The sequence below is a fragment of the Rhizobium sp. SRDI969 genome, assembly GCF_025152725.1.
In the GTDB taxonomy this organism is placed as follows: domain Bacteria; phylum Pseudomonadota; class Alphaproteobacteria; order Rhizobiales; family Rhizobiaceae; genus Rhizobium; species Rhizobium leguminosarum_I.
In genome coordinates, this window is sequence record NZ_CP104037.1 from 536984 (window position 1) to 548849 (window position 11866).

An 11866-nucleotide genomic window follows, 5' to 3' on the forward strand; every position below is an offset into this window, starting at 1 on the left:
GCAGGATATGGCAGAGCAGACAATTGCAAAAGCGCTGAGCGCTAACGACACGGGTGACACCGGGGCACATCAGGCCGGAATCCTGGTTCCGAGGGAGGAACGGCTGCTGTCGTTCTTTCCTCGCCTAGACTCGAGCCAGTATAACCCGAGATGCCACCTGAATTTTGTGGATGATGGCGGCACTTTCTGGGAATTTGCCTTCATCTATTACAACAACAAGTTTTTTGACGGTACACGTAACGAGTACCGGTTGACCAGAATGACCAAATACATTCGCCAAGCAAATCTGGTTCCGGGTGACGAAATCATTCTGGTGAGAGATGACGATGACCGGTATCGCATTACCCATAAACGCAAGCAGCAGGCAGAACGGGCAAAGGGCGTCCTCAAGCTCGGTACGGGCTGGCGCGTAATCGAAATTCAGGGGGGAAGATGAGCAGCATTCAGGAAATCGAACTACCTCCGGACCCGGAGCGGGTTATCGTCGGCCTGCGTGACACGGGGTATGAGTTCGATACAGCCGTGGCCGATATCGTGGACAATTCCATTGCGGCCAACGCCACCCACGTTCAGCTCTGGCTAGCCGCCGATCTGCGCGGCAACATCCGTCTGATGATCGCAGACAACGGCGACGGCATGAACCGGGATGGCCTGATCAACGCCATGCAGTATGGCTCGAAAGCACGCCCCAGCGCCGCCAGCCTCGGCAAATATGGTCTTGGCCTGAAAACCGCCTCAACGGCTTTTTGCAGGAAACTGTCGGTGATTTCCCGGCCGGACGGCAATACCCCGTCGCTGATGGCGACTTGGGATCTGTACCATGTCGCCAAGGTCAACAAATGGTCGCTTCTCCTGAACGAGGAATGCGATCCGGAAGCGCTGGAGACCCTTGATGCCGTGGCTCCCGGTCACGCAGGCACCGTTGTTTTGTGGGAGGATGTCGATCGCCTGATCAAAGATTATCAGGACAAGTCAGGTGCGCCGGCACGGAAGGCTCTCAAGGCAAAGGAAGATGGTCTGCGAGAGCATCTTTCCATGGTCTACCAACGCTTCCTTGATCCGGACGATGATCGTGCGAAAAACGTCACCATGGAGTTGAACGGGAAAGCTGTCGTGGCGTGGGACCCGTTCCAGTCAAAACTCTCCGAACTGGTTGCAAATGAAACCATTGAGACAGAGCTGCCGGATGAGCGAATGGCTTCGTTCACGGCGCGGGCGTACATCCTGCCCAGGCGTGAGGAATTCCCGGACGATGCCGCTGCGTCAGCCGCGAAGCTTTCGAATGACCGGCAGGGCATATACATCTATCGCGAAAACCGCCTGATCCATGATGCCGACTGGCTCGGCCTTTACCAGAAAGAGCCACATCTGACCGGCTTGCGCGTCGAATTTTCGTTCGACCACAAGCTGGATGATGCCTTCCATCTGGATATCAAGAAGTCCCAGATTATTCTCAACGATGATCTGGCCAGCTGGCTGCAAAGCGAGTTCCTGACTGCGCCACGCCGCGAGGCAAACAACCGGTCACGCGAGGGACAGCAGAAACTGTTGTCCAAGAAGGGCGAGGGTGCACACGACACCTCCAACAACAACATTCGCAATCGTGAGGCGGCCGCCGGCGGACCGAAGGTCAACATAGCGGACCCGAATACCGGTGAAGCCATCGTTGAAAACAAACACGGCACGACCCGGCTCAAGCTGACGATAACGTCCGCCAAAAGACCTGGCGAAGTTTTCGTGCAGCCGGTCGAGGGGATCAACAATGGCTTGCTGTTCCAGCCAGTGCTGATCGAGGGGCATAAGGGTATTCAGCTCAACACCAGTCACCCCTACTACCAGAAGGTCTACATTCCGAACCTAAATCGCAGTGTGACCATGCAGGGTCTTGACTCGCTGATGTGGGCGCTGGCCGTTGCGGAACTCTCGACGGTGCAGGATCACACAGCCTCGATGTTCCGCGACATGCGCTTCGAGGTCTCGCGTATCCTTGAGAAGCTTGTCGAAACGCTGCCCGAACCGGACGTGGATAAGGATGTCGCCTGATCCACGCTCGCTTGCGGAGCGGATCTCCGCTGAAACCGGGCTGGAATTTTCCGGCCGGGAGGGTCGGGACAACGACGGTACGCGCTGGCTCGAATTCCAGCCGGCCGGTTATCCTCCCGGCCAGACCTTTACGCTCCGGACTCTGATAGGATGGCGAAGGCTGGATGTGCATTTCCGGCCCGGCAACTTTGCCGGTGATCTCATGAGTGCCATGGGATCGGCAGACGAGACCGGCCGTCGTACCTTCCGGGCGGTACTGGACGTTTGCCGCGATGCGGATGCCGAAATCGTTCTCACCATCAATGGCGCGACATATTCACCGGATGATTCAGCAATCTGGGAAACGCAGTGGCGCAGCTTTGGCCTTGATGTGCGCCGGGGAATGCTGGCGATCAATGAGGGCAACGCTGAAGAGGATATACGTCAGGTCGAACTCTGGACTTCCAGGGTCGCGGCGGCGCTTCTGGCACTGCTGCCAGTGGAGGCTGACGTCCATGGCGCTGAGGCGTCTGTTGAATTGTCGGGCCTTCCGGAGGGAGCAAGGATCCGCATCGAAGTGAATCGCTACGAGAGGGATCGACGCAACCGTGCTGCCGCTCTCGCGATTCATGGCTATTCCTGCAAGGCCTGCAAGCTGGATATGGGGGAGCGCTATGGCTCAGCTGCTGCCGGACTGATAGAGATTCACCATGTCACGCCGGTTTCGCAGCTCGGGGAAGATTACATCATCGATCCGAGAACGGACCTGACGCCTCTTTGTCCCAACTGCCATTCGGTCGCTCATCGCCGGAACCCGCCTTATTCCGTCGATGATCTCCGCGAAATGCTCGCTTCGACGCACGACAACTGACGGTTACTCTGCACGCTGGCGCTCTTTCACCAGTTCCACGAAGTTGCCAAGCGTTATGAGCCACCCACGCTGGCTCTCTCGATATGTCGAATGGAGCGATTGCGGAAGAACCAGCTGAAGCTGCTTCGCCCGCATTTCGTCGGTCTGGTTTTCCGAGATACCCGGCTCCAGCGTCAACAGATGCTTTGTCGTAATCCTTTCGGCCTCGGAGAGTACCTGACGCCAGCGGTCTTTCAGTGTCGATTTGGACCCGAGCATCGTGAGGCGTGCGGCCGGGAATTCTGGGTTCCGGTACTCCTCCTGTCCGGGGAACAGAAAGTCTGGCTTGTTGCGGTTTTCCGTTTCGCCCTCACGATCAAACCGCAGTTTGTGGGCAGAAAAGACAGCCTCCAGGTGATGTTCGAGTGCGAGGCGCGCACGTTTCTTACGGCGATTCTGGACGCTTTTGGAAAAACCCATAAAGCCGTCAACGTCGGTGCCTTCGTCAGAATGGAAGCCATTTTTGATCCGGTCTGCGACTACATGCCGTTCCAGGCGGCGAAACAGCTGCTCTTCCATGTCGATCCATGCCATCAGGGCGGCATCCGGATCATCGGCGGCCGAAACTTGCGGAAGTGAGGTCCGGGCGAGTTCCGACAGGACGCGGGTCGGTGGAAATACCAGCCCGAATTTCTCGATCAGCGTATCGAGACGATCGGCCTCCGGTTCCTCGACCTCGATCCCGAGTTCGTCGAGGATATATCGCGCGGTAAAGTCCAGCTCGGCGGCATTGTCCTTGCTAATTTCCAGTGATTCAAATTGCAAGGCCGGCTGCGCCTCAAGTCCGAACAGCCACAGCAACTGGTTCTGGATAGTGCTGTCTCCTGGGACAATAATCGCCATGAGCGTATTATCCGTGCGCCTCGCGATAAACAGCACGTCGCCTTCGGCGGCGGCCTCGCATACTGCGTTTGTCGGAAAATATAGCCTGTGCTCCCGCCTGGGCGGCTTTCGGGATTGATACCAGGTCAGAAATCCCTCTTCCGACAGCGCTTCCTGCTCACCACCGATCCAGACAAATATTGCCTGGTACTGCACCCGGTCAGGCGTCCCGAGCAAGCTCTTGAGCTGCTTCGAGCTGTTGAATTCGTGCTGGTTGGAACGCAAGACGTTGGCCTCGACGGCACTCAGCCGCTTGAACGCCACGCCGTCAAAATAATCTGAAAGCAGCCCCCGCCGCATGACCTATGCGCTCCCCCTGATCTCGAAAAACGGAATATCGGACTTAAGCCACGCCGCGCACTCGGAAAGGACGGTCTCGATCGGCAACCGGGCCTTACCTTTCAACGCGCATTCCCAGACGATTCCCTGACGCCATCCTGCTTCCTGCAAAGCAGCCGAGGCAAGGGCGTCAACCTCCCGGTTTCTGTGAATCTTGGCCTGCCAGAAATCAGGTCTGCTGGAAGGCCATTTGAACAGATGGCAATCGTGCCCGTGCCAGAAGCATCCGTGAGCAAAGAGAACAGCACGGTATTTCGGAAAGACGATATCGGGCTTTCCGGGCAGGGTGCGATCATGCAGCCGGAACCGGAACCCGGCGGCGTGCAAACCACGTCTCAGCGTCAGCTCTGGCTTCGTGTCTTTACCCCGGATGCCAGCCATCATCCGGCTGCGGACCTCCGGGGTAACAATGTCAGCCATGTATGGCTGCCAGAGGGGGAGCAGGACGTGTCACGGGAAAAGCCGGGCCAGAAAGCACTGGATATTCCCGGCTTGCGGCAAGCGCCGTCTCGATGTGTGGCTTCATCGCCTCGGCAACGAACTCCACAACGGGAACAACAACGGCATTGCCGAACTGACGATAGGCCTGGGTATCGGAAACCTCTATCCGGAAACGCCTGTCACCCCGGTCGAAACCCATCAGCCGAGCGCACTCAAGCGGTGTGAGCCGTCGCGGCCGCTTGCCCGGCTGGTCGATCAGCACTTCGGACCCGTCCTTGTAATACCTGGCAGACAGGGTGCGGGCTACATCATCCGGTCCGAACAGGCTGTATCCGAACCCGTTACCCTTTGCCTGATGCTTCGCCTTGTAGCCCTGCAAATATTCCCACAGTCGCGGGGTAAGAGTGTACTTCGGATCAACCTCGTCATGCGGCTGGAGAATGGTCCCAAGCTTCGGGCCGCTTTTCGCAGGCGGCAGTTTCAGGCCCTTGAAATCGAACTGCGTCGGATCGCGGAAACCCACAATAAAGACCCGTTCCCGCTTCTGCGGCACCCACGGCTCCGAGCTGATGACGCGATACTGGACATGATACTTTAGCTCGTTTTGAAGAACATTCATGATGGTCGCAAACGTGCGGCCCTGATCGTGGCTTTCGAGGTTCTTGACGTTTTCCAGCACGAACGCAGCTGGCTGGTGATGGGCAATAATTTGGGCCGTATCGAAGAACAGCGTTCCCTGCGTGTCGCACAGGAAACCGTGCGGTCGGCCAAGCGAGTTTTTCTTGGAAACCCCTGCCAAGGAGAACGGCTGGCACGGAAAGCCGGCAAGCAGAATGTCATGCTCCGGGATCAAGTCCGGATTCTTCGAAAATTCCCGCACGTCCCCGTTGACGCGATGATTGTCAGGAAAATTCAGCGAATAGGTCTGCTGGCTATGGGGGTCCCATTCGGACGTAAAGACGCAACGTCCGCCGATGCTTTCAAAACCCAGTCGGAGCCCGCCTATCCCGGCGAACAGGTCGATGAAGCGGAAGTCGCCCTTGCCGGCATCGCATTCCCCGAGCCGTCGATCGGCGGCAGCCCGGAGTGTTTTCGAGGCAAGTTTGGGAACGCTGGTCGTACCGTCTTCATACCGGCGTGCCGTACGGGATGAAACGCCCAGAAGCTCGGATGCTTCCTCCATCGTAAGGCCGGCCTGCTCCATCAACCTGCTGAACTCAGTCCGTTTTCTTGCTCGCATGACATTCTCGAATCATTCTCTGGGTCAATTTTTGACAGATTGACATTATTCTTCCTTACAAACAATAAATGTTCTCGTTATGTTCACATCTTTTCTCGCCGCCTGCACAGCTTTTGTCGTTGGGACGCTATGGCGCGCACTACAGTCCAGCTTCTCGTGCAAGCCCAAAGACTTTCATCAACGTTTAGGGAAGTTGAGACGCACGCCACGAGCCATGGTGTTATGGTATCGCTCGAATGCATTCTGTTGGCGGATCGCTTTTTGCTTCAAAAGCTAAGCAGATGGGGTCGTATTTCGCATCGCCAGATAGAAGTTCCAGCGTTCCGTAAGGGCTTGGAAATCCGGTCCGCTGGTGCCATTGGTTAAAAGTGGTGCTCCATCATAGGCCACGTAACCGTTATAAAGGCAGGCTGGATTAAAAGAGATACGGCGTGTGACAGGATCGATTCCGATAAAACCTGTCTTCACGCTCACGAACAGAAGTACTGGGCGTTGCCCAAATCGAACGCATTCTCGAAGGGTAGGTCAGAAGGACAGGATGCGCTGTCCGCATTGCCATGCAACGAACATCAAGCGTCGTTTGACGAAATCACCCCCTTGGCATGCAAGAACGGCCATTTCTTCGAAGAGCCAGTAAACATCACCGGGCCCGACCTGTCGATGATTGGCGACGTCGCTATCGTACCGATAGACCGCCTCTGGATCGTCATCATAGCCGGCGTTTCCACCATACTGGCGGATACCTGAAATTGTCAGCAGTGACCATGCTCGTTTCACGATTCGTCGACCCTAGCAACAGGCACGGAAAATTCTGTGGGATCGGCTTGGACAACAGCGAACTTCATGCTGTCCAGAACGTATTCCACAGTCCCCTCGTCACGATGGTACCGATCCGGCGTGTTCACGATGTAGGTGCGCAGAATCGTATGAAGACCGTTCAGCGTGCGGAAGTCACCCTGCTGCTGCTTCATCAGCATCACGGCATTGATCAGCTGATGCCACGAGGCGAAGACGGTATCATCATCGAGGCGAACGGATCGAAGCGACCATGCATGATGCCGACCGAGAACCAGCTTCCGGACACGGTTAATGCGCATACCCCGAGGGATTCGGAACGTTGATCGGAGAGTCTGTTCGTCAGTCGTATTCAACCACTTGGCTACGGTGTCCAACCAGCGGACCGATTCATCGCGAAAGCGTCCCATACGAGAGGCTTCAACCCTGAAATCGGCGCTCGCAATGTCTTGAAACTTCAGCTGAACAAGCAGCAGATGACCCTGCGCACGATCGATAATGGTCAGATCAATATCGGTGAGTTCTCTACCCTCTCTGCGCAACTTGATATTCCGACGCATTTCCAGGTCAGGGAACGACGACCCGAGAAGGCCCTCCACGGCGGTCTGAAACGATGCCTCTCTAAGCTGCTGGTAGGCGTCGCACTCCCTTGGATAGAGACGCCTCAGGGATTTTAACAAGAACTCCATCTGACGATATCTCCCAGCCAGGCACTTCACGATCCCGCTATGACCAAACTCGATAATGCATGGCAGAGCCGGGAAAGCGCCATCCAACAGATCAGCATTTCGGCGGGTAACGGTGATCGTATCAAAAATCTGTTCCGCCTGCTCAGTGGTTGTAGGAGTGTAGTGCAGAAAGTCGCGCCCGAAGTGATCGAGGCCTTCGCGAATAGACTCGATAAAGCCGGCTCGGTCCGCGGATATCGTCAGAATGTCCTCCATGCGGATTTCCGGATGCTTCTTCACAAGGGCGCAGCAGAAGGCTTCGTGCTTCAGACACAGCGAAATCACGACGGCGGCCGCCAGCGTGTATTTTAAATAGATAATCCCGCCGAATTCGCGAAGCTCATTGAATGAATCGAATCCCTTCGCATTTCTAAGGTCGCTCCACGCGATCTGAAAATAGTGCCGGTCGAGCAAAGGATCGGCGCCATAGCCGATGAAATGCTCGCGGAAGACAAACACTGTCTCATGATGCAGGTTATCGACAACGGTCTGCAGATTGCGGCCCTCAGGCTTCTGCATGTACTCATGTCGTACACGTGCAGTTTCGCGGACAAAGTGACTGCTGATGTCCTCCTCAACGGCACCGTGATTGACGATCCCGGCAGGAAGTATGAACTCAAATCGTCCGGCGGTGGCGCGCGTCGCCTGACAAATACCCGCAAAAGCCATATCCACAACCCGGCGTCCGTGCTGAATGAAGCCGAGATGTGTAACGACCCTCAGAACACGGCGGAACGGCCCACTCTGACGGCGAATGGTGAATGCGGGGAAGCGAAAGTTGCTGTGAATCTCCAGCATCAGCCGGATAAGACGGGCCACGCCGAGCGAGATCAGATAATACTGCTCCTCCTGATCTTCGCTCGGTTCCTGTTGCTGCGCATAATTCCAGACATACCAGTCAAGCTCATTGAGAGCTGTACGAAACGCAATGCCAAGATGATCCGTGGCAACATCACGCCTGACGTGCTCCTCCTCTAGGGCCAGAGCGTCCAGAAATTCCCGGATGATTTCCCGTTCTTCAGATGTCATGCTCCCTCAGCAGCGCCCGCGCGCCGGCCTAGCGAAACCTTGTCGGCAACCGCCTGCCTCAGCCACTCCATATCCCGCGCAAGCACCAATGGTGAGGTAGAGGCACGGGCGAGAAGGTTCGACATAAGCGAGTTCCCCCGGCGCGAAATCGCCCTCGCCGACAACAAGGATTGTCGAGTGCGTCAGAAACAAATCCGATGGTGCTGTCGCCGTAGATTCGTCCGAGCAGCGGCGTTTCAAGTTCATTGGCCATCAACAATTCATCAAGATACGTTGCGTGAGATACACCTCATTTCTGCTCCTATGAATTAATTTCATGTTTTTGAACGCAATTTTTTTGGGGGGATACGTCCGTTGATCCTGTTGATCCGGCCGGGGCAAATCTGGAAAGCTCACCAGACGCACTTCACTTCGTTTCCCGGCTTCCGGGTCCCCGTTTCTATCGAATTAATAAACACGATCACGTTGTTCCCCACGCTCGAAACCTCCCCCTCCCCGTCATCTCCCTCAAGCCCAGCTCCAAAACAATCCGCCGCGCCGCCTGCGGCGTCACCTCTAGCGTCTCCGCCACCATTTTTGCCGACACCAGCGGCTTTGCCATAACCAGCTCGACCAGCTCCGGCAGTTTCGAAGATGTCCGCCGGCCTTCGAGCTTTCGCTTAAACATTGTGCGTGCCAGCACCAGCCGATCATGCTCTTTCATTCCAATCTCCGCGGCCACCAGAAACCCGTGGGCGATGGCGAGTAGCCGCGTCTCCCGATCGCGATGGCGGCGTCGATCGACGGGAATGGTTTTGAGGCCGAGATTAATGGCGGCGAGATGAGCGCCGGTGGTGATGCCGGCCTCTCGCAAGATCGAGGCGCATAACAACCGGCCGAGCCAGTGCGCATGCTGTAGGACAGATAGCTCGTTCCAGGCATCGAGGGCGATGATCGCCTGCAGCGCCGCGGGGAAGTTTTCGGCCTGCCGCAACACACCACGCCATTCCTCGAGCCGCGCGTCTTCGTCCCAATCCAGATCATAGATCAGCGGATCGGCCGGAGCCCGGCCGGGCTTCCTGGCTCGTTCGATCGAGGCGTCAGAGCGCGCAAGGATCGCATCGATTGCAGCATAGTCGACGCCGGGTAGATTTTCGACGTCGTCGGTGTCTTCCCCCTCCCCTTGCGGATCGTTCGCGACCACCGGCCGGATAGCATCGGCGGTCGTCGCCTCGTCTGCGTCGGCCGATGTGATCTCCGAGGTTTTTCGCAGCGTCCGAATCCCATCGGTGGACAGCGCCCAATCTGGCGACTGCGCAGCGATGCGCCGGCGGGTGCGCAAAACGTCACGGGCGATGGTGAGCTCATGGGTGGGGGTGCGGATATCCCTTGTAGCGTCGTGAAGGACAAGGTCCTCGAGATGGACGAGTTCGCCGTCGATCCACAGCGAGGCGCAGGCATCGGTGAATTGGGATCTTTCGAGGAAGCCCGCGCCGACCGGTGATCGGGCAATGCGCTCGTCCAGACGCGTGAGCGCGAGCGCGGCATCAAAAGCCGGTCGCAACAGGGCTGTCATGCTGATTTTCGCGAGATCATAAGGCATTGAAATCATGGTAAATGATTTGCTAAAGGAACTCTATTTAAATATTAAGGTTCCTCACATGGTATGGCTGACGGCTAAGGCGCTAACCATCGATAAGTACTGGTTATCGATGGTAGATTGATTTCGAGGTCCAAATCAGCAAGAATCGGGGCAAATCACGGCCCCAGCGGCCGCCGAAACCCGCTATTTTGGAGCGTCCGTGGCCAAACCCAAAAAATCACTGACCGCCGTCGAGCGCCGCGCCGAAGAACTCGACACCATTGCCGCGGTGCTGCCGATCGAGCGCCGCGACGAACTCGCCGAACTGCTCACCGACCACGACGTCGAAACGCTGCGCCATCTCGTCAACCAGGGCATGGGCGACAATACCCTCAGGGCATTGACGTCGGATCTGACCTATCTCGAAGCCTGGGGACTGGCGGCGACCGGACGCTCGCTGCCCTGGCCGGCGCCCGAGGCGCTGCTGCTAAAGTTCGTCGCCCACCACCTTTGGGATCCAGAACGGCGTGCGGCCGCACCCGATCACGGCATGCCGGCCGAGGTCGACGACAACCTTCGAAGTCAGGGGTTTCTGAAATCCGTCGGCCCGCATGCGCCATCAACGGTGCGGCGGCGGCTGGCCAACTGGTCGACGCTGACCAGATGGCGCGGTTTTGACGGGGCCTTCACCTCCCCTTCTGTGAAATCTGCAATCCGTCTTGCGGTGCGCGCCGTCCCCCGGACGCGGGGTCGCAAGAGCGCCAAGGCGGTCACCGGTGACGTCCTGGCAAGACTGCTGGCGACTTGCGCGACCGACAGTCTGCGCGATCTCCGGGACCGGGCGATCCTGATGGTGGCTTTTGCCTCCGGCGGCCGCCGGCGCAGCGAGATCGCCGGGCTGCGGCGCGAACAGCTGACCGTCGAGCCGCCCATTCCAGTCGAGAATGGCGCCCCCCTCCCCTCTCTCGCCATCCATCTCGGTCGCACCAAGACGAGCAATGGCGAGCAGGACGATATCGTCTATCTGACGGGCCGGCCGGTGGAGGCGCTGAATGCGTGGATGGTGGCAGCCAAGATCGACAGCGGCAGCGTGTTTCGGGCGATCGGGCGATGGGGGACGGTGTCGCGGCGGGGGCTCGATCCGCAGTCGGTCAATGCGATCCTCAAGCAGCGGGCGGAGATGGCTGGGCTGGAACCGGGGGAGTTTTCGGCGCACGGGTTGCGGTCGGGATTTCTCACTGAGGCGGCCATCCGCAACATCCCGCTCCTCGAAGCCATGGAACAGTCGCGTCATCGGTCAGTGCAACAGGCGTCGAACTACTACAACAACGCTACACGTCCAAGCGGACGCGCCGCCCGTATGCTATGACGCTGGCGTCTGTTCTGTGTCCGAAGATAACGAAAGATCTCCCGCTCGAGCTAAAGTGTGCCTATTTGCGTGAGCACCTCGCGCCAAAACTTGCTAACAGAGTAGGTAACCACAGCCCCCACCCTCGCGAAGGAGTTCGATCAGTAGGTCGACGGTTTCAATCCCGAGACGGCGCGTGCTTTGAGTGAGAGCTCCCCTCGCCGCTCTGCTCCGTAGTGAAAAAAGTTCGTTGGCAAACAGGTCGATTCGGCCGAGATCTCAATGTGTTCCGCGGCAAGAGTTACTACGGCCGGATTAAGCGATCACTTGGCTTGCGCTTTTCCAACGCCGGAGAGGAATCGAAGTTTCTCTCGGACAGCTAGATAACTCTTTGTTTTCCATGGATGCGAGGCTCGAAACCATCGATTTCACGGGAAGGACCAGTCGGTGTATTAACTGCTTGTTAACCAAAAAACTCTTGCCCGGCTGACAGAATCGGGGCCTATTGCCATCGGCGGAATTCTTTCGATTGTTCGCTTCAAACCGCCACTGGCAAGAAACGGGTTATGGG

General features: G+C 57.4%; 10 protein-coding genes. 5 read left to right on the plus strand and 5 right to left on the minus strand.

What is annotated here, in order from left to right; translation table 11 throughout:
- Window positions 1-7 precede the first annotated feature (7 nt).
- The 3 genes from N2A41_RS29645 to N2A41_RS29655 all read left to right on the plus strand — a co-directional run bounded on the left by N2A41_RS29645 (window position 8) and on the right by N2A41_RS29655 (window position 2893).
- Window positions 8-436, plus strand: coding sequence for an EcoRII N-terminal effector-binding domain-containing protein (locus N2A41_RS29645; protein ID WP_260111630.1), 429 nt, complete (start codon window positions 8-10; stop codon window positions 434-436).
- On the plus strand, window positions 433-2043 hold the full coding sequence (locus N2A41_RS29650; protein ID WP_260111631.1) for an ATP-binding protein: 1611 nt from the start codon (window positions 433-435) through the stop codon (window positions 2041-2043). Before N2A41_RS29645 ends, N2A41_RS29650 begins: the two co-directional genes overlap by 4 nt.
- A gap of 202 nt (window positions 2044-2245) precedes the next feature.
- On the plus strand, window positions 2246-2893 hold the full coding sequence (locus N2A41_RS29655) for an HNH endonuclease (RefSeq protein WP_260111632.1): 648 nt from the start codon (window positions 2246-2248) through the stop codon (window positions 2891-2893).
- 3 nt (window positions 2894-2896) lie between these two features.
- On the opposite strand, the gene N2A41_RS29660 is transcribed toward N2A41_RS29655, so the two are convergent.
- From N2A41_RS29660 to dcm, 3 genes are read right to left on the minus strand one after another with little or no spacing between them, the layout of a single operon-like run.
- Window positions 2897-4114, minus strand: coding sequence for a type II restriction endonuclease (locus tag N2A41_RS29660; protein ID WP_260111633.1), 1218 nt, complete (start codon window positions 4112-4114; stop codon window positions 2897-2899).
- A 3-nt stretch (window positions 4115-4117) separates the two neighbouring features.
- Complete coding sequence (locus N2A41_RS29665) at window positions 4118-4573, minus strand: very short patch repair endonuclease (RefSeq protein ID WP_260111634.1); 456 nt, start codon at window positions 4571-4573, stop codon at window positions 4118-4120.
- On the minus strand, window positions 4566-5834 hold the full coding sequence (dcm, locus tag N2A41_RS29670; RefSeq protein ID WP_260111635.1) for a DNA (cytosine-5-)-methyltransferase: 1269 nt from the start codon (window positions 5832-5834) through the stop codon (window positions 4566-4568). Before dcm ends, N2A41_RS29665 begins: the two co-directional genes overlap by 8 nt.
- A gap of 597 nt (window positions 5835-6431) precedes the next feature.
- On the opposite strand from dcm, the gene N2A41_RS29675 reads away from it, so the two are divergent.
- On the plus strand, window positions 6432-6581 hold the full coding sequence (locus N2A41_RS29675) for a hypothetical protein (protein WP_260111636.1): 150 nt from the start codon (window positions 6432-6434) through the stop codon (window positions 6579-6581).
- A gap of 26 nt (window positions 6582-6607) precedes the next feature.
- Here the strand turns inward: N2A41_RS29675 and N2A41_RS29680 are convergent, their stop codons facing one another.
- Window positions 6608-8386, minus strand: a complete 1779-nt coding sequence (locus N2A41_RS29680; RefSeq protein WP_260111637.1) for a hypothetical protein — start codon at window positions 8384-8386, stop codon at window positions 6608-6610.
- Window positions 8387-8846: 460 nt separating this feature from the next.
- Window positions 8847-9977, minus strand: a complete 1131-nt coding sequence (locus N2A41_RS29685) for an RHE_PE00001 family protein (protein ID WP_260111638.1) — start codon at window positions 9975-9977, stop codon at window positions 8847-8849.
- Between the two features lie 190 nt (window positions 9978-10167).
- On the opposite strand from N2A41_RS29685, the gene N2A41_RS29690 reads away from it, so the two are divergent.
- Window positions 10168-11316, plus strand: a complete 1149-nt coding sequence (locus N2A41_RS29690; protein WP_260111639.1) for a site-specific integrase — start codon at window positions 10168-10170, stop codon at window positions 11314-11316.
- Window positions 11317-11866 lie beyond the last annotated feature (550 nt).

Coding starts and splice junctions, on each gene's coding strand:
- N2A41_RS29645 (WP_260111630.1), top strand. CDS start 8: ATGGCAGAGCAGACAATTGCAAAAGCGCTGAGCGCTAACGACACGGGT.
- N2A41_RS29650 (WP_260111631.1), top strand. CDS start 433: ATGAGCAGCATTCAGGAAATCGAACTACCTCCGGACCCGGAGCGGGTT.
- N2A41_RS29655 (WP_260111632.1), top strand. CDS start 2,246: ATGAGTGCCATGGGATCGGCAGACGAGACCGGCCGTCGTACCTTCCGG.
- N2A41_RS29660 (WP_260111633.1), bottom strand. CDS start 4,114: ATGCGGCGGGGGCTGCTTTCAGATTATTTTGACGGCGTGGCGTTCAAG.
- N2A41_RS29665 (WP_260111634.1), bottom strand. CDS start 4,573: ATGGCTGACATTGTTACCCCGGAGGTCCGCAGCCGGATGATGGCTGGC.
- dcm (WP_260111635.1), bottom strand. CDS start 5,834: ATGCGAGCAAGAAAACGGACTGAGTTCAGCAGGTTGATGGAGCAGGCC.
- N2A41_RS29680 (WP_260111637.1), bottom strand. CDS start 8,386: ATGACATCTGAAGAACGGGAAATCATCCGGGAATTTCTGGACGCTCTG.
- N2A41_RS29685 (WP_260111638.1), bottom strand. CDS start 9,977: ATGATTTCAATGCCTTATGATCTCGCGAAAATCAGCATGACAGCCCTG.